We start from the raw sequence: 19,009 nt of genomic DNA, 5'->3' as shown, positions 1-19,009 counted from the left end.
CTCATGTTTTTAGTTACGGGCTGAACCCGGTGTTATTTTTTCTGAAAATAATTATACAACAATTTTGAATAATCTGAGCCGGTATTGATGTTCATAAAACTTGCAGAACTGCTGGCAAAGTCTTCTTCCAAAGCTCTCAGTTTTTGTTTTTGAGCTTCTGCAAAGGTATACCGCCATCTTGCACTGGAAGTATTGGCCCATATCTCCTTTCCTGTTTCCACATCGTGCAGAAGAGCATATCCTACGTCAGGAATTTCATTATCTTTTTCATCAAAAATCCTCATTCCCAACAGCTGGTGTTTCTTTGAAGCCACTCTCAGCATTTTGGAATCATAATCATCTTCAAAGTCTGAAAACAGAAAAACCAGCGATTTCCTTTTGAAAATTCCCATCATATACTCCATCGCTTTATCTATTTTAGATTCTGCAGGAACATAATCTGCAGTCAGAATATTACTGATTATGGAAAGAATATGTTTTCTTCCTTTTTGAGGAGGAATTACTTTATATACTTTATCTGCAAACAGGATCAATCCTACTTTATCATTGTTTCCGGCTGCTGAAAATCCTAAGCTTGCTGCTATTTCGGCTACATATTCTCTTTTCAGCTGAACTTTTGTACCGTAATCCATGGAAGCGGAAATATCAACAAGAATCATCATGGTCAACTCCCTTTCTTCCTCCATTACTTTTACGAATGGTTCACGGAATCTTGCGGTTTTATTCCAGTCGATTCTTCTGATCTCATCTCCAAACTGGTAAGGGCGGACTTCAGAGAAGGTCATCCCCTGCCCTTTAAAAGCGCTGTGATATTGCCCCATCAAAGCAGCCTCCGTCTTTTTTCTGGTACGGATTTCAATCTGCTTTACTTTTTTTACAATATCTTTTATCTGCATAGACGAATTCAAGGTTCAAGGTTTAAAATTCAAAGTTTACTGTTGAGTTGCGAGATCCGGGTTTCGGGTTATTCTTTAAACTCAATAGATACATTTGACCATTCATTATCAAACTTCGGACTGTATTTTTTATAAAAATTGATGGCTGGCTCATTCCAGTTCAATACCTGGAGCACCATTCCGCTATAGTTGTTGGATTTACCATATTCCAATGTTGCATCAAACAACATTTTTCCGATTTGCTTTCCTCTGAGTCTTTCTGTCACAACGAGATCTTCAAGATACAATCTTCTTCCTTTCCATGTTGAATATCTGTCGTAATACAATGATATCCCAATGATTTCGCCTTCAAATTCCGCAACAAAAGCACCCCAGACCGGAGAATTTCCAAAACCATCCTGAATAAATTCATCCAGCGTCACCGTTACTTCATGCAGCGCTTTTTCATATTCTGCCAGTTCTTTGATTAAATCCAGCATGGAAGCACAATCTTCCAGAACGGCTTTTCTTATTGTTACCTCACTCATTATGGTGCCTGGATTTTTGCTAAAATTCTATTAACGATTTCTTCTGATGAAACTTCTTCTGCTTCAGCCTCAAAAGTCAAGCCTATTCTGTGTCTCAATACATCTTTTGCCAATGCTTTTACATCTTCAGGAATAACGAATGCTCTTCCTTTTAAGAATGCATATGCTCTTGAAGCGATAGCAAGGTTAATGGATGCTCTTGGAGAAGCCCCAAAGCTGATATAATTTTTAAGTTCAGAAAGACCGTAATTTTCCGGATAACGCGTTGCAAACACCATATCCAGAATATATTTTTCAATTTTCTCATCCAGATAAATCTGGTTGATCAATTCTTTAGCATCTACAATATCCTGAAGGGAAATCACTGGTTTCACAGCCGGCTGATGTGAAGTGGAAACCATTCTCATTACCTGTCTTTCATCTTCAAAAGAAGGATAATCTATGGTACATTTCAGCATAAAACGGTCACTCTGTGCCTCAGGCAGCAAATAAGTCCCTTCTTGATCAATCGGGTTCTGTGTTGCCAATACCAGGAACGGTTTTGGAAGCTTCATGGTTTCATCACCTATTGTCACCTGCTTTTCCTGCATTACCTCCAAAAGAGCCGACTGCACTTTTGCCGGCGCACGGTTGATCTCATCTGCCAATACAAAGTTCGCGAATACAGGACCTTTTTTTATAGAAAAATCATTGTCTTTGATATTGTAAATCATGGTTCCCACAACGTCTGCAGGAAGCAAATCCGGAGTAAACTGAATTCTTGAAAATTCACCATGCACAGCATCTGCCAAGGTTTTTATGGCGAGAGTTTTAGCCAATCCCGGCACCCCTTCCAAAAGAACGTGACCATTTCCCAAAAGCCCTACCAAAAGACGGTCTACCATGTAATCCTGCCCAATAATAACTTTGTTGATTTCCTGTCTCAGAAGAGTAAATAAATAATTTTTTTCTTTTACTTTTTCCGTCAATTGGCGGATATCTTCAGCTTGATATATCTCTGACATAGCTTGATTTAAAATAAGTGGTAAATTTCTGATAAATACTTGCATTAATCAACACAATAAATGCCATTTTTGAGTTAAAGTTTGTTAAATATTCCGGTATTAACGCAATATTTAAAGCTATAATGCTGAATTTCTTGTCTATAAAGAAATCCATACATCTGAGATATTTCAATAGATTCTCGATCTGTTTTTGTGATGATCCATATAAAAAAGTGCTGCAAATTACTTTCACAACACTTTGGTTTTATTATTTCAATTTTTGTTCAAAATCTAAATCCTGAAAACTTTAAAGCTTGGTTACTGTAATGGTAAAAGTATTTTCAGGGGCATCTGTTGTATCATCATAAGCTCCTACATTGATGAAGTAATCAATCCCGGATACAGTCGTAATTGTAAGGGTTTCAGCAGCACCGCCTCCACCGTTATCCACTGTACCTGTACAGGACAGATTGCTGCAGCTTCCGCTATACACTCCAATTTGAGGGTCAAAGCTGCTTCCGGAAGGCATCGCTACTTTTATAGTATATTGACTTCCGTCTCCAGCCAGTTTAAACCATGTTCCGTCATTCATTCCCGTATCTCCGTTACTGGTACAGACACTTATATTTCCAGAATTATTAGTGGTAGAGACAGCGTCATCCTGAGTATAGCTGTAAGGAAACACGGAGGCAAGGAAAGCGCCTGAGCATGCATCATTAGCAGGTATTGCAGGAACCGTTTTAAACATAAATTCTGAACATCCTGAGGATTCAACATTAGCAGAAACAGCGGTTATCTTCAAATAGTAAGTCGTTCCTGTTGCAAGAGCGGCCGAAGGTGAAAAGGCTGTTCCGGATACTACCTGCTGATTTACAACATTAACACTTCCCGGACTTGTCCCTATCGAAACCTTATAAGAATCCGCCCCGGAAACAGGGAACCAGGTGATATTAGGAGACAAGGAAACATTCTGGGTATTATTTGCCGGATACATAATGAAAGGACAGGCAGGGCCGGCACTGGATGTAAGGCCTGAGATTGTAATTGCAGATTTATAGTCTGCTCTTATTCCGCCCGGTGGAGCAGAAATATCTACCACACTACGATCTCCTTTATAATAAAGGGTTGAATTGGAAATATGAGAATAGACATGGAAGGCTTCATCAAAATTATTAATATCAATATTCGGAGAATTCTCTTTTGCAGCAACAACCAGATTATCAACATTATTATATGCAAAAGGCATTGTAAAAACAACCTGAACTTTATTATTATTTCTGGTTATTGTTCCTGTAAAAACTTGTGTCAGCTGAGCAGCAGGAATCCAGTCTGTACCGGAAGAAAATGCCGTTTTTGAGGTATGACCAAGATAAACAGTCCAGTTTGAAGATTCTGTAAGGGTTGAAGAAGGATCTACATAAAATGTAAGCCCTGTAATATTGCCCGCTGTATTGGCATTTATTTCCTGTTTAGGATAAATCTGCTGCACATAGGAGTAAGAGAAAAAACTGCTTACAGGTGCTGTCCCTACATTCGCTGCTCCAATATTGATATTGATCTGAGCGTTCACTCCTGCCACTATAAAAAACAAAATTAAAAGTAAAATTCTTTTCATTATTAATAATATTAATCCGAAATACCATGCTAATTTAATAATAAATACCTGGATCACAACAATAAAAAAATATTTTCCATTATATGATTGAACATAATAAAATCAATTAAACAAAAACATGCTTTAAAAATTAAATAATTAAATATTTATCAATAAAAAAGCACAAATAAGAAAAATAAAAGAAATTAAAAGTAATTTTGATACTTAATTAATATATTTACACTAAACATCAATCTATGTATAAAAGGCTATTTTTTTCAAGTATTTTCATAGCAAATCTGGCCCTATCACAAACAACAATGACGAATGTGATTTCAGATGCTGTTTACTACGATGGTTATGCGGCTACAGTATCCAACCCAGTCCCGAGTGGCTTGACACGACTAAATAATGCCAGATATACAAGGAAACTTACTGATGCTGAACTAGACTCTTTTAAAGCAAAAATCGCGATGCGGGTAACAATAGGTGCATTGTGTGACAATTACGACCGCCTGGGAGAAGTCTTTTTAGCGATGATTCCTAAAAATCAATCTACTTACACAATTAATGATGCAAACGTCAAAAGAATTGAGATAGGAAGGTACATCACACCTTTTATGAATAAAAACAGAACTCCGTCAGAGGTTCCTTATACTTATGATATTAGTAATCTCTATAGTGTTTTTCATGATACAGCATTACGTAATACGTATGATTTCTACATGGAACTGGATGTTTTCGGTGTTCCGTATGCAGCACAAACCCAGGTTTCCGGCTGTTCAGGGAGAATTGATGTTTTTTCCGGAACCCTTACTTTTTTCTCAACGGATACCGGAGCAACTCCTTCAGATTCCAACAATCTTATTCCCATATTAAGTTACAATAAACTCAATAACTATAACAGCACCGATGTTACAGGAGAAACCGTGAGAATTGTCACTTTCAATCTCCCAAACCCTGTAACCAACGCCCGTTTTTTTGTAATATCTACTCCTCATGGTGCCAACAGTGGTGGTGAAGAATATATCAGAAGACAAAACTATACTTATATAGATGACGTACAGGTACTCACTTACACTCCGGGAGGAATTTCATGTGAACCTTACAGGGTATATAACACTCAGGGAAACGGAATCTATGGGTCTACTCCTAAAACTTTCGCAGACTGGACCTCATGGAATAACTGGTGTCCCGGAAATTCAGTTCCTATCAGAGAATTTACACTTCCAAGCTTAACGGCAGGCAATCACACTTTGAAACATACGATACCGACAGCTGTTTTCAACCAGCAGCAGGGAGATGTTATGTTATCAGTTTATATGCAGGGTAAAAGCAATGCCGTCTTAAATGTAAAAGATATCAAAACTGTAGATGTAAACATATATCCTAATCCTACTTCTGATTTTGTACACATACAATCAAAAGCAGATGTAACCTCAATAAGTCTGTTCAATGTAGAAGGAAGAAAACTTATAGAAACTTATAATGAGAACAAAGTAGATCTTTCCCCATACAGTACCGGAATTTATTTTTTAAATATTGTTCTAAAGGATGGAACCACATTTAAACATAAAATCATCAAAAAATAAAACTGACTGTAAAACCATATAACCAACAAAACAATAAAGCCTTCCTGAATCTTTTTACAGGAAGGCTTTGTGTAAAAATATACATCTTATACGTTTCGTAAAATTGAACGTAAAAACATCATAATAACACTAAAAGCTAGTTGGAAAAACAACCTAAATCTATCCTTTTTCTGAAAAGTTAAAAAACTTTAACTTCAATCCTTTACCCAAAAAAATTGTCATTTCCAGTTTATTAAACTATTTTTGGTGATTAAAAATTTTGCAAAATGAATTATCATTTTCAAGCGCACAGACAGGTAAGAAAGAACCTTTTAGACCTCCTTCAGAACACATCTCATGAAGATCTGATTCTGATTCCGGATGGTTTCAACAATAATATGTACTGGAATATTGCCCATACTGTTGCTACACAGCAGCTTTTGCATTATTACCTAAGCGGAAATCCTTTCCGTATTGACAAATATTGGATCGAAACTTACAAAAAGGGAACTTTACCGAATTTAAATGTTCAGAAATCGGAAGTAGAAGATTTAGAATTTTTACTTACGGAAACTTCGAAGATATTAATGAAGGATTATGACAGTGATTTCTTCTCAGACTACACTCCTTATACAACAAGTTTTGGGATGGATCTGAAAAGCATTCAGGATGCCATTATCTTCAACAATATGCATGAAAGCCTTCACTACGGTTATGTGATGGCACAGAAAAGAGCAATTTTAGGAGAGAAGTATTAGATTCAAGGTTCTTAGTTTAAAGTTTAAGGCTATGGCGACAATCAATAGATTTGAAGACTTAGAGATTTGGAAATTGTCCCGGGAGCTTTGCAATGGAGTTTATCATATCATTGAATCTAACAACCTTAAAAATAATTTTAAACTTTGTAATCAAATTGACGGATCTTCAGGTTCAGTAATGGATAATATTGCTGAAGGATTTGAAAGAAACGGTAACAGAGAATTTATATAATTTCTTTCTATTGCGAAAGCTTCATGCGGAGAAACCAGATCTCAATTGTATCGGGTCCTCGACAGAAATTTTATTTCGCAGGAAAAATTTGAAACATTAATTGAGCAGACAGAAACGTTAAGCAGAAAGATCAGCTCTTTTATAAAATATTTAAATACAACAGATTTAAAAGGGACAAAGTACAAACCTTAAAATTCAAAAATTTACATAGTAAGCCTTGAACTTTAAACGATGAACTTTAAACCTTAAACATAAAATTTTAAACAACTCAATGAAAGACGATTTTATTTTCGGGCTGCGTCCCGTGATTGAAGCAATTGAAGCGGGAAAAACGATTGACAAGGTCTTTGTGCAGAATGCACTTCAAGGTCCTATTTATGCTGAACTAAAAGCAATTTTAGCGAAAAATAAAATCCGTCCCAATTATGTTCCGGTTGAAAAACTGAACCGTTTTACAAGAAAAAACCACCAGGGTGTGGTGGCCTTTATTTCGGATGTACCGTTTCATAAAGTGGAGGATATTGTTCCACAATTATTTGAACAGGGAAAAACTCCTTTTCTTTTGATTCTGGACAGACTTACTGATGTTAGAAACTTTGGTGCCATCTGCAGAACGGCAGAATGCGTAGGTGTTGATGCTATAATCATTCCGGAAAAGGGAGCTGCTCCTATTAATTCTGATGCTATAAAAACCTCTGCAGGTGCTATTTATAATATTAAAATATGTAAAGAAAACAACCTGGCTCATGCTGTGGATTTTCTTCAGCAAAGTGGAATTTCTGTGTATGCTGCCAGTGAAAAAGCTCAGAAATTAATTTATGATGTCAACCTTACAGAGCCATGTGCTATTGTTATGGGAAATGAAGAAACCGGAATTTCTAAAGAAGTTCTGCATCACGCTGACGAAAAAATAAAACTTCCTATTGAAGGAAAAACTCAATCTCTGAATGTTTCTGTAGCATGTGGAGCGATTTTGTATGAAGCGGTAAGACAGAAAATGACTGCTATACCAAATTCTTAAACATGAAAATAAAATTGCTTTTACCATTATTTTTTGTACCCTTTGCATTGAATGCACAGACAAAAAATATAGCAACAGACAATCACCTTACCACTGAACTTGATAAAATGGTTCAGAAAGAAGCGCTCACTTACATGCAGAATCCTGCACGTGTGGGGCTTTCAATAGGTGTTTTTAAAGATGGTAAAAGTTATTTTTATAATTATGGAACCACGGAAATCGGAAAATCAGAGCTTCCGACCTCTAAAAGTGTTTACGAGATCGCATCCATCACCAAGACATTTACCGGAACTCTTCTGGCCCATGCTTTAGCAGACGGTAAAATTAAAATGAATGACGATATCAGGAAATATCTGGACGGGAATTATCCTAATCTTGAACTTGAAAAACACCCGATAACGATCGGCAATCTTACCAATCATTCATCAGGATTACCTCAGTTCTTACCGGATCAGTCTGAAACATTCAAAAAACCGATGGACTCTGTTGCCATAGCATTAGCTGATTTTTATAAAAACTACTCGAAAAAGAAGTTTTATGAAGATCTTCATCAGGCTAAAGTAGATTTTCTACCCGGAACAGACTATAAATATTCCAATGCAGGAACACAGATCGCAGGAGATATTCTTGAAAAAGTATATCAGAAAAGCTATAAAGACCTGCTTTCAGAGTATATTACCAAACCTTTGAAAATGAACCAAACCATTGTTGGTACGAATTCTGCACAGCTATTGACTTGCTATAATGAAAAAGGAAAGGTAATGCCCAGAAATTTCACAACGATCTTTGCTCCGGCAGGAGGAATTATATCCACGACAGGAGATCTGGTGAAATACATACAGTACCATTTGGATGAAAACAACAAATATGTAAAAATATCCCATACTCCTCTCGTGAAAAGCGATGGAGATGCAATCGGACTGTACTGGAGGATACATACCTATGAAGACGCAACCCAAACGGTTTATCATACAGGAGGTACATTTGGCTTTTCGAGCGTACTTCAGGTTTATCCGGCAAAAAATATGGGAGTTGTTATACTGTCTAATGAGTCAGATGGAGAATCTCAGGGGAAACTGCATGATATTGCAGACAATATATTAAGAAACAGTAGTAAAAAATAAAGTTAAAATCAAATGAAGAACATTGCAGCGCTTGCGCTTATATCATCAATAGCTCTTGTATCTTGTAAAAAAGAAACAGCAAAAATAACGAAAGTAGATCCTAAAACCGGAAAAACGGTAACCGTAGAAGTTCCTGCTGATTCTGTAGCAAAAGTTGCAGAAAACCCGGCAATCAAAGATTCTGCGGGAGTTATTAAACAAACTTTTAAGCTTGAAAAAGGAAAAACATATCCTCTTACCACGTATCAGAGGGATGTAAAAACAATGACGGATCCTCAGGGAAAATCCATCACGGCAACCAGCGAATCTACGGATGAAATGAACTTTGTGGTGAATGATATCAAAGGGAATGTATACGAAATGACCCTTAATCTTGTAGCGAAAAGAAATTCTCAGTCTGCACAGGGAAAAACAGTAGTGGTAGATACCAAACTTGCTCTTCCTAAAGAAGATGATCTTAAAATGATCTGGAACGTAAACAAAGCACTTACCGGGAACAAACTTGCCATGAAAATGGATACAAAAGGTAATGTAATCTCTATCACAGGATTTGATGCTGTTTATACAAAAGTTTCCAATGCCGTAGGGACTCTTATCAAAGATGCCAATCAAAAAGCGAGCGTTGTGGCAAGTCTTAAAGAATCGTTCAATGAAAAAGTATTAAAAGATCAGTTCCATAAAAACCTGATGATTATTCCTAAAAAAGGAGTAAAAATTGGTGAGAAATGGTCTACTTCCGAAAATGCAGATGCAAGCGGAGCTGTAAAAGTAACTTCCAATTATGTAATGAAAAGCTTAGGAAACGGAACAGCAGAGATTGCCGTTACCGGAGGTATTCCTAAGAAGACTGAAAAGAAAGCTCAGGGACCTATTACCCACAGCCTGAGCAGTGAACTGGTTCAGAACGGGACCATTAAGTTTGACGAAAGCACAGGATGGATTACCAATCAGAATATCAACGTAAAAACGACACAGATAGAAACCATTTCAGATGGAAAACAATCTCAGTCTATGAAAAGCGTTTCCAATTCATCGGTAATGGTAAACCCATCTGCTAAATAACTGAATTAAATGCATTCAGGGTTTACCCTTTAAAGAGTAAACCCTGAACTTTAAATTTTAACATTATGAAGTACATTCTTGAGCTAGTACTCACTGCCATTATTATTTTCTTTGTCTGGAATATCCTGAAAAGGATTTTCTTTAAGACATTTTATAGTTACCGTTTTAATAACAACAATCAAAACAACGGACAGCAGGATATACAAGACTCGAATAAGAATAACAAAAAGAACCTTAAATGGGATGCAGAAACTGTAGACTATGAAGAGGTGAAAGAGAGTAAAGACAAAAGGTAAACATTCCAGGAAATAAAAGATAATAACCAGCATGGCCAAAAATAAAAACTTCATTTATATTGCAGCTTCATTAGTAGTATTTATAGTTTTAGCATTTTTATATTCTACCCCTGTATTTACAGGAAAACAGCTTTTCCAGCACGATATTGTGCAATACAGAGGAGGAGCAAAAGAACTGCTCGACTATAGAGCAAATACCGGAAATGAAACCTATTGGAGTGATTCCATGTTTGGAGGTATGCCGACTTATCAGATGGGAAGCCAGTTCAAAGGGGATATCATCAAGAAAATCGACAGCAATCTGAATTTGCTGCCAAGACCGGTCAATTATCTTTTCCTTCTGTTTGCAGGTTTTTTCCTTTTGGGAATGGTAGTGGTCAGAAACTGGAAGTATGCGCTTTTAGGAGCTACTTTCTTTGGGCTTTCTACCTATTTTTATATCATTATTGCAGCCGGGCACAATGGTAAAGTAAACACCATTGAGTATTTTGCACCGCTGTTAGCCGGAATTTTACTGGTTTACATCAGAAAACAATACATCTGGGGATTCATTGTTACTACCCTTTTTATGGGGCTTCAGATTGCAGCCAATCACCCGCAGATGACGTATTATCTGTTCCTTGCATTAGGATTTTTATTCTTATCTGAGCTGATCAGAGCAATACAGAAAAAGACACCGATGAAGCATTTCCTTATTTCATCAGGAATTATTGCAGCATCATGTATTATCGGAGTTGGAATGAATTCACAAAGAATCATGGCTAATTCTGAATATGTAAAAGAAACAGTTCGTGGAAAACAGATCTTAGATAACGACAGCCATACTTCAGGAAAATCAGGAATGGATAAAGAAAGTATGCTGATGTGGAGCTATGGACAGCTTGAAACTTTAAACCTTTTCATCCCAAGATTGATGGGTGGTGGAAGTCAGGAGCCGGAAGGAAAAGAAATGATGAACAGAGTTCAGGAACTGGTTCAGGAAAATGTAGGTTCACAAGCGGAAATGGACAGAATTTCAAAAGGCTTCAGTGGAATGACGTACTGGGGAGATCAGCCCGGGACTTCAGGACCTGCTTATCAGGGGGCGATTGTATGTTTCCTTGCTTTATTAGGATTTTTCTTTGCGGGAAAAAAATACCGTTACTGGATCTTAGGCGCTTCTATCCTGACTATTTTACTGGCCTGGGGAAGCAACTTTATGCCGTTATCTGATTTCTTTATTGATTATGTTCCGTTTTATAATAAATTCAGAGCTCCTTCCTCAATTCTGGTTGTAGTGGAATTATTATTCCCTTTAATTGCCATTCTGGGATTATACAGATTCTTCACAGACGAAAAACTGACTGAAGAATATAAGCAGAAAATCCTTATGTATGTTGGAGGTGGAACTTTAGGATTTTTATTAATTCTTCTGATCTTCGGAAAATCATTACTCGGTTTTTCTACAGAAGGCGAAAAGACTTACTTCCCTCCCTTCCTACTGGATTATCTTGTAGATGAAAGATATAAACTGTTCAGAATAGACGCCATAAAAGCATTTATTTATGTAGCGATTACGGTTGCTGCCTTATTCTTAACTTTAAAGAAAAAACTTAATCAGAATATTGCTTTGATAGTAATTGGAGTTGTAAGCTTATTTGATCTCTGGACCGTAAATAAGCGTTATTTGAATGACGAAAACTACGTAGATAAGATATTTGCTGAAAATCCTTTCCAAACAGAAAGTTCAGATCTGCTGGCTGAAAAAGTTCAGGGAAATCCCAATCTGGAATCCATTCTATCCAATGTCAACATCAACAAAACATTGGAAACAATCTCTGAAAAAGACAAAACTCACTACAGAATTTACAACCAGACGCTGGGTGTAACCAGTGAAACCAATACCTCTTATTTTAAAGCTTCAATTGGTGGTTACCACGCCGTAAAACTAAGAAGATATGATGATGTCCTGAATGAATACATCAATAATGTAGACAGTGTAAAAACACCTAATATTTTAAACTTATTAAATGCCAAGTATATGGTTTTCGGAGGACCTGAACAGCCACAAGTTGTTCCTAATCCAAAAGCCAACGGAAACGCATGGTTTGTAAGTGATTTAAAGTTTGTAGATACCCCTAATCAGGAAATTAAATCCATCGGAACTATTGACAACAAGAAAACAGCAGTTATTGCATCATCTGATAAATCATATTTTGACAACAAACCCGTTCAGGCAGATTCTACAGCATTCATCAATCTTACGAAATATCAGCCGAACGAACTTGAATTTAAATCTCAGTCGAAGACACCTCAATTAGCAGTATTCTCTGAAGTGTACTATCCTCATGGATGGAAAGTTCTGGTAGATGAGAAAGAGGTTCCTTATGTGAAAGCAGATTACCTGCTTCGTGCAGTGCATGTACCGGCAGGAAGCCACCATATCAGAATGGTATTTGAGCCTGAAGTAATTGAAAAAGGGAAATGGGTTTCTCTACTGTCATTCGGATTATTTATCCTGTTGTCTGCATTTGGAATTTTCTGGATGAACAAAAACAAGAAAAAAGAAATTGTAGCTGAACAAAAAGCTTAATCCTATATAATCAAAGTGTCGTTCAGAATGACATAGAGCTTAAAAAATGGAACAGAAGAAAATATTGATTATCACCTATTACTGGCCTCCTGCGGGAGGTCCTGGTGTTCAAAGATGGCTGAAGTTTGCAAAATATCTGCCGGATTTCGGATGGAAACCTATCATCTATACTCCGGAAAATCCAAGTTATCCTTTGCTGGATGAAACCCTGATGAAAGATGTTCCTGAAAATATTGAGATGGTAAGAACCAAAATCTGGGAACCTTACCAGCTGGCTGAAAAGCTGAATAAAAGCAATAAAAAATTTAAAGCCGGACAGTTTGATGTAGGAAAAAATCAAAGCTGGAAATCCAGACTTTCGATCTGGGTAAGGGGTAATTTTTTTATTCCTGATGCCAGAGTTTTTTGGGTAAAACCTTCCATTAAGTTTCTGGAAAAATACCTGAAAGAAAATAAAATAGATACGATTGTAACTTCTGGTCCCCCCCATTCTCTTCATCTGATTGGCTTAGGACTTAAAAATAAAATGCCTGACCTGAAATGGATTGCCGATTTCCGTGATCCATGGACAGAAATTTCCTATTACAAACATCTGAAACTAACCAAAAGTTCAGATAAAAAGCACCGTCAGCTTGAAAGTGCTGTATTTAAAAATGCAGACATCACTTTGGCAACAAGCTATACTGATGCAGAAAATTTCAGGAAAGCAGGAGCCAATGCGGTTTGTATTACGAACGGATTTGATGAAAGTGATTCGGACGGTAAAGTAAAAGGACAGAATAATGAAGATCAATTTACTTTAAGCTATATTGGTGTTTTAGAGCAACTCAGAAATCCTGAAAACCTTTGGAAAGCACTTGATGAACTGGTGAAAGAAAATGCTGAATTTGCAACTGATTTTACATTGAAATTTGTAGGCAGAATAGATGATAAAATCCTTCAGTCTATCGAAAATTCAAGCCTGAAAAATCATATTCAGAACCTTGGATATCTTGCCCACGGAAAAGCTGTGGAGGAAATGCAGAACTCAGATCTGCTTCTTATTACCAATTTCCCGAACGAATCTTCAAAAGGAATCATTCCCGGAAAAATATTTGAATATCTGGCTTCAGGAAAACAAATTCTGTCATTCGGTCCGGATAAAGCTGATGTAGCGAAAATCCTGGATGAAACCCAGGCAGGAAAACATTTCAGCTATCAGGATACAGAAACCGTCAAGAAGTTTATTCTTGAAAAATTTATCCTTTGGAAAAACGGAAATCTTCTTGAAAACACTCAGCATATTGAGCAGTTCTCAAGAAAAAATCTAACCCGTCAACTGACTGATATTTTATAATAAAGAAAGGAAGTTAGAAGCTGGAAGCTTACATGCCGCTTCAACTTCTAACTTCTAACTTTTAAATTGTCCATTGGTCATTTACCACTGCAATCAGATAATATTTCCCCTGAAATTCTTCAAATACAAAGCGGAGTGTTTTCCAATCCATCTCTCCATTTTTTTCGGTTCCTTTGATATAGTTTTCAGTGAAGTTATCTTTAGGATAAATTTCCTTTAAATTATTGAGAGAATTACCTCCGCCTATGAATTTATTCAGTGAATATTGGGATGCTGTAAAATCTTTAGCAAAGACCCATTTACCAAGATAATCATTAACCGTTGCCTTATAAGGATCTCCTGAACCGTCATGTGCTCCCCAGGTAAACAGTGTTTTGGTAGGCTGGTATTTTTCAAAATCTGCCTTAGAAAAATGTTTATCTCCTTTGATATCTACAAAAGCATACATCGAAAAACGGACTCCTTTTTCAGGGTGAATCAAGGATGCAAAACTGGTATAATCTTTATTTTTCAAAGCTTTCAAAACCTCATCATTAGTCTGCTTCAAAACTGCTTCTTTATTAGCAATATTTTGTACGGTACCTGCAGTGTCTGTTTTATTTTGTGCGATGGAATCTATCACATTGGGAACAGGTTTTCCTGCCTCTTTTTTACAGGCTACAACCAAAACCAAAACAACCAGTGAAATAAGTATTTTTTTCATATTTTAAATTTTGCAACTGGTAAAAAACACCAAAACTGATGCCAAGCGGTAAATGATATAAAGAGATAAAGACTATGAGAGTAGATGGGTTATAGCTTCTCATTTTAAAAATTACATCGTACATTTGTTACATGGAAATATTGGATATTCTCATTATCGGGGCCGGACCCATCGGTTTAAACTGTGCCCTTGAAGCTCAAAAAAATAATCTTAGTCATTTAATCATAGAAAAGGGAACCATTGTCAACTCTCTGTACAATTATCCTTTATATATGCGTTTTTTCTCCACTGCAGAAAAACTGGAAATTGACGAAATTCCATTTATTTCAACTGCTCCAAAACCGGGAAGACAGGAGGCACTGGAATATTACCAAGGGATTGCCCGACAGAAAAAGCTTACCATTAATCTGTATGAAAAAGTACTGGGTGTTTCCAAAAACAACGAACTGTTTGAGATAAAAACAACCAAAGCAAGTTATGTTGCTAAAAATCTGGTGATTGCTACCGGATTCTATGATATCCCAAACCTCATGAATATTCCCGGCGAAAACCTTCCAAAGGTCAAGCATTATTATACCGAACCTTATCCTTATGCAAAACAGAAAATCGTAGTTGTAGGATCAAGTAATTCTGCGGTAGATGCAGCTCTGGAAACCTATAGAAAAGGAGCTGAGGTAACCATGATTGTTCGTCATTCCAAAATTTCCAAAAGTGTAAAATATTGGGTAAAACCGGATATAGAAAACAGGATTGCAGAAGGCAGTATTAAAGCTCATTTTAATGCTGAAATGATCGAGATTAAAGAAAACACGATTGTTTTTAAAGATGAGAAAGGCGAAATTCATGAAATTGATAATGATTTTGTGCTGGCCATGACGGGTTATCTTCCTGATTTTGATTTTCTGAGAAATTCTGGTATTGAACTCAAAGGAGACTGCCTGAACCCGTTTTATAATCTTGAAACGATGGAAACCAATATTTCCAATCTCTATCTTGCAGGAGTGGTATGCGGTGGAAAAGATACCCATCTCTGGTTCATTGAAAACTCAAGAATTCATGCCAGTATGATTATCAATACTATTCTTTCCAGATCTTAATAGTAAACAACTCATATATAGCAAAAGCTTCGGGTAATTTCTACGAAATTGCCCGAAGCTTTATTTTTAAACTGATTCAATACTTACATCATTTCTCCCTCCGCTTTATTCTTTTCCTTAAGCATCCATGGAATGATAAAGTAAAAACCGATAGCAATAGCCGTTGCCAGTACTCCTGTTCCAATCCATAACGTATTAAATCCTAACTTCTCGGCAATCAGTGTTCCTATATAAGGAGTAACGATAAATGCAATGGAGAACGACATTCCGTTCAATCCCATATAAGCACCCTTATTATTATCTCCTGAACGTAATGCTGTAATGGTTGACATAAAAGGCAGTGTCCATATTTCTCCCACGCAAAGTAATGTCATAGACAGCACAAGGGTAAGCATACTATAATCGAAAGCCAGCATTGCATAAGAAATTCCACACAGGAAAGTCCCGATAAGCATGGTAAAAGCTAACGTAAAATATTTTTCAGCAATCTGTACCAGACCCATTTCAAGCAGTACAATCAGAAAACCGCTATATCCGAGAATATATCCGATATTTTGCTGGCTCATATGTGCTGTGTCTTTATAAAATATCGTCAGCGTACTGAACAACTGGAAGAAACATATGGAAAACAACATACAGAATATACAGTACATCAAAAATTTACCATCCCGGTATGGAGAGCTTTCTTTTTTAATAACAATGGCTTCTTTTACCTTTTTTGCCTGCTGTTTGGCTAATCTTGCGCGGTCTTTAAAAAACCAGATATACATCAATCCTGCCAGCAAAGCAGCCAATGCATTACTGAAAAACAGAAATTCATAAGAAATAGCAGATAAAATACCTCCTAATGCGGGCCCGATAGAAAATCCAAGATTGACAGCCATACGATTCAGTGAAAAAGCCCGGGTAATATTTTCAGGCTTCGCATATTTGGTAATTGCCACTGAGTTTGCCGGACGAAATGTTTCACTTACAATACTCTGAGCCAGAATAATTCCTGCCAATCCTGCTTCCGTTGTGAAAAGCGGAATTAAACAGAATAAAGGAACACTGAGGAGTAAACTCAGACTCTGTACCCTATATTCACCTATTTTATCCGTAATCATCCCTCCCAGCCATGATCCGATAACCGAACCTATTCCAAAAAAGCTCAGTACAATTCCTGAATTTTCAATACTGAAATGTAAATGATTGGTCATGTAAACTCCCAGAAACGGAAGTACCATAGAACCAGCCCTGTTGATGAGCATTACCAACGCCAGCATCCAACTCTCCTGCGAGAGTCCTTTGAAAGAATTGGTATATATGTTTATTAATTTCACAATTTATTTAATTTAAATATTTGATTTTGATCTGATTACAGCACAAAATAGTTCTGAAATTTGAGAACATTTGTACTTATAGTTTTTTAAATAAAAAAACGGGGCTTAATATCAAGCCCCGTTTCATTTATCTTATATCAATAAATTCTTACTCTGGCTTATATGAGTCTTTTAATGTTACAGTTCTATTGAACACAAAATTTGTGTCCGTAGAATCCTGATCTTTTGTAAAGTATCCTATTCTCTGGAACTGAAGAGGCTCACCCACAGCAACATCTTTAAGGCTTGGCTCAGCAAAACCTTTCACAATAGCCATTGATTCAGGGTTGATGAAGTTTAGGAAGTCAACATCTTTCTCAGCATCAGGCTGTTCTACTGTAAACAGTTGATTGTAGATTCTTACTTCTACAGGAATTGCATGTTTAGCAGATACCCAGTGTAGAGTTCCTTTTACTTTTCTTAAACTTTCTTCTGTTCCGCTTCCGGATTTGCTCTTCTCATCGTAAGTAGTATAGATGGTCGTGATCTCTCCGTTTTCATCTTTCTCTACTCTTTCAGCTTTGATGATGTAAGCTGATTTTAAACGAACTTCTCCGCCTAATTTCAGTCTGAAGAATTTATTGTTAGCTTCTTCTTTAAAGTCCTCACGCTCAATATATAATTCTCTTGAGAAAGGTACTTCTCTTGTTCCTGCATTTTCCTGCTCAGGATTATTTTCTGTCTCCAACCATTCTTCTTTGTCTTCAGGATAGTTTTCGATCACTAATTTTACAGGATCTACAACGGCCATCACACGTTTCGCCACCTTATTAAGATCTTCACGTACACAGAAGTCCAACAATTGAATTTCGATAAGATTTTCCCTTTTCGCAACCCCTACTTTATCAATAAAGTTTCTGATGGAAGCCGGAGTAAACCCTTTTCTTCTCATCCCTGAAATAGTAGGCATTCTAGGATCATCCCATCCGGTTACCACTCCTTCTGCTACCAACCTCTGAAGCTTTCTTTTGGAAGTAATCATATAGGAAACATTCATTCTCGCAAATTCTCTCTGCTTGTTTTTAACCCTTCCTTCTTCATAAACCTGATCCAAATACCAGTTATATAAAGGCCTGTGGTTTTCAAACTCCAAAGAACAAAGCGAATGTGAAATTTGTTCAATATAATCGGATTCACCATGAGCCCAGTCGTACATCGGATAGATTTTCCATGCCGTACCTGTTCTGTGGTGAGGTTTGTTCAAAATTCTGTACATCACAGGGTCACGCATATTCATATTTGGTGAAACCATGTCGATTTTTGCACGAAGAGACATTGAACCACTTTCAAATTCTCCGTTTTTCATCCTTTCGAATAAATCTAAAGACTCTTCAACAGGACGGTTTCTGAATGGAGATTCAATTCCCGGTTCCGAAGGATTTTTTCTTTGCTCAGTAATCACTTCAGAAGGCTGTTCATCTACATAAGCTTTTCCTTCTTTAATTAACTGAACTGCCCAATCGTAAAGCTGCTGGAAGTAGTCGGAAGCATACAAAACTTTATCCCATTTGAAACCTAACCATTCAACGTCTTTCATAATAGAATCTACGAATTCCTGTTCTTCTTTCTCAGGGTTCGTATCGTCAAAACGAAGGTTTACGGGAGCATTGTATTTTTCACCCAGACCGAAGTTGATGCAGATGGCTTTTGTGTGCCCTACATGCAGATAACCATTAGGTTCAGGTGGAAAACGGAAACGGATCTGATCTCTTTTCAGACCGTTTGCCATATCATCTTCTATAATTTGCTCAATAAAATTGAGTGATTTTTTTTCTTCTTCCATTAAAGTAGCTTTTATTTTTTAGCAAAAAAAGTTTCACAAAGTTACGGAAAAATAAGCGTTTGTAAAAGTGATAATTTAAAAGCCTTATCCTTT

The 19,009-nt window shown here is 36.8% G+C and carries 16 protein-coding genes and 1 pseudogene; 10 read left to right on the top strand and 7 right to left on the bottom strand.

Going from position 1 to position 19,009, the window contains the following annotated elements; translation table 11 throughout:
- Positions 1–32 precede the first annotated feature (32 nt).
- The 4 genes from FN817_RS14650 to FN817_RS14635 all read right to left on the bottom strand — a co-directional run bounded on the left by FN817_RS14650 (position 33) and on the right by FN817_RS14635 (position 4,021).
- Positions 33–896 carry a DUF58 domain-containing protein gene (locus FN817_RS14650; protein WP_142718608.1) on the bottom strand — a complete coding sequence of 288 codons (864 nt, stop codon included), beginning with the start codon at positions 894–896 and terminating at the stop codon, positions 33–35.
- Between the two features lie 68 nt (positions 897–964).
- Positions 965–1,423 (bottom strand): GNAT family N-acetyltransferase, encoded by a 459-nt coding sequence (locus FN817_RS14645; protein WP_142718607.1) that lies wholly within the window; start codon positions 1,421–1,423, stop codon positions 965–967.
- Positions 1,423–2,427, bottom strand: coding sequence for an AAA family ATPase (locus FN817_RS14640; RefSeq protein ID WP_047421109.1), 1,005 nt, complete (start codon positions 2,425–2,427; stop codon positions 1,423–1,425). Before FN817_RS14640 ends, FN817_RS14645 begins: the two co-directional genes overlap by 1 nt.
- A gap of 286 nt (positions 2,428–2,713) precedes the next feature.
- Entirely contained in the window at positions 2,714–4,021 is a 1,308-nt protein-coding gene (locus FN817_RS14635; RefSeq protein WP_142718606.1) for a hypothetical protein, read from the bottom strand.
- Positions 4,022–4,257: 236 nt separating this feature from the next.
- Here FN817_RS14635 and FN817_RS14630 point away from each other — a divergent pair, with 236 nt between their 5' ends.
- From FN817_RS14630 to FN817_RS14590, 9 genes and pseudogenes are all read left to right on the top strand, one after another.
- Positions 4,258–5,592: a peptide-N-glycosidase F-related protein gene (locus FN817_RS14630; RefSeq protein ID WP_142718605.1), complete on the top strand. Its 1,335-nt coding sequence runs from the start codon at positions 4,258–4,260 to the stop codon at positions 5,590–5,592.
- Between the two features lie 266 nt (positions 5,593–5,858).
- On the top strand, positions 5,859–6,329 hold the full coding sequence (locus tag FN817_RS14625) for a DinB family protein (protein ID WP_142718604.1): 471 nt from the start codon (positions 5,859–5,861) through the stop codon (positions 6,327–6,329).
- A gap of 31 nt (positions 6,330–6,360) precedes the next feature.
- A pseudogene (locus tag FN817_RS14620) lies at positions 6,361–6,753 on the top strand (four helix bundle protein).
- 79 nt (positions 6,754–6,832) lie between these two features.
- Complete coding sequence (gene rlmB, locus FN817_RS14615) at positions 6,833–7,582, top strand: 23S rRNA (guanosine(2251)-2'-O)-methyltransferase RlmB (RefSeq protein WP_047387492.1); 750 nt, start codon at positions 6,833–6,835, stop codon at positions 7,580–7,582.
- 2 nt (positions 7,583–7,584) lie between these two features.
- Entirely contained in the window at positions 7,585–8,706 is a 1,122-nt protein-coding gene (locus FN817_RS14610) for a serine hydrolase domain-containing protein (RefSeq protein WP_142718603.1), read from the top strand.
- Between the two features lie 12 nt (positions 8,707–8,718).
- On the top strand, positions 8,719–9,768 hold the full coding sequence (locus FN817_RS14605; RefSeq protein WP_142718602.1) for a DUF6263 family protein: 1,050 nt from the start codon (positions 8,719–8,721) through the stop codon (positions 9,766–9,768).
- Positions 9,769–9,833: 65 nt separating this feature from the next.
- Entirely contained in the window at positions 9,834–10,064 is a 231-nt protein-coding gene (locus FN817_RS14600; protein WP_047421100.1) for a hypothetical protein, read from the top strand.
- A gap of 31 nt (positions 10,065–10,095) precedes the next feature.
- Positions 10,096–12,636: a YfhO family protein gene (locus tag FN817_RS14595; RefSeq protein WP_142718601.1), complete on the top strand. Its 2,541-nt coding sequence runs from the start codon at positions 10,096–10,098 to the stop codon at positions 12,634–12,636.
- Positions 12,637–12,682: 46 nt separating this feature from the next.
- On the top strand, positions 12,683–13,972 hold the full coding sequence (locus tag FN817_RS14590; RefSeq protein ID WP_142718600.1) for a glycosyltransferase family 4 protein: 1,290 nt from the start codon (positions 12,683–12,685) through the stop codon (positions 13,970–13,972).
- 61 nt (positions 13,973–14,033) lie between these two features.
- Here the strand turns inward: FN817_RS14590 and FN817_RS14585 are convergent, their stop codons facing one another.
- On the bottom strand, positions 14,034–14,675 hold the full coding sequence (locus tag FN817_RS14585) for a hypothetical protein (protein WP_142718599.1): 642 nt from the start codon (positions 14,673–14,675) through the stop codon (positions 14,034–14,036).
- 131 nt (positions 14,676–14,806) lie between these two features.
- Between FN817_RS14585 and FN817_RS14580 the strand changes: the two genes are divergently transcribed.
- Positions 14,807–15,772 (top strand): YpdA family putative bacillithiol disulfide reductase, encoded by a 966-nt coding sequence (locus FN817_RS14580; RefSeq protein ID WP_142718598.1) that lies wholly within the window; start codon positions 14,807–14,809, stop codon positions 15,770–15,772.
- A gap of 83 nt (positions 15,773–15,855) precedes the next feature.
- Here FN817_RS14580 and FN817_RS14575 read toward each other — a convergent pair whose 3' ends face one another.
- Together FN817_RS14575 and FN817_RS14570 are read right to left on the bottom strand one after the other, a co-directional pair.
- A complete protein-coding gene (locus FN817_RS14575; RefSeq protein WP_185149917.1) occupies positions 15,856–17,037 on the bottom strand; it encodes an MFS transporter in 1,182 nt (393 codons plus the stop codon).
- Between the two features lie 205 nt (positions 17,038–17,242).
- The gene (locus tag FN817_RS14570) at positions 17,243–18,916 is read right to left on the bottom strand and encodes a glutamine--tRNA ligase/YqeY domain fusion protein (protein ID WP_142718596.1); all 1,674 of its coding nucleotides are present in this window, start codon (positions 18,914–18,916) and stop codon (positions 17,243–17,245) included.
- Between the last annotated feature and the right edge of the window lie 93 nt (positions 18,917–19,009).

Source organism: Chryseobacterium rhizoplanae (genome assembly GCF_900182655.1).
In the GTDB taxonomy this organism is placed as follows: domain Bacteria; phylum Bacteroidota; class Bacteroidia; order Flavobacteriales; family Weeksellaceae; genus Chryseobacterium; species Chryseobacterium rhizoplanae.
This window is presented reverse-complemented; position numbering and strand designations above follow the sequence as displayed.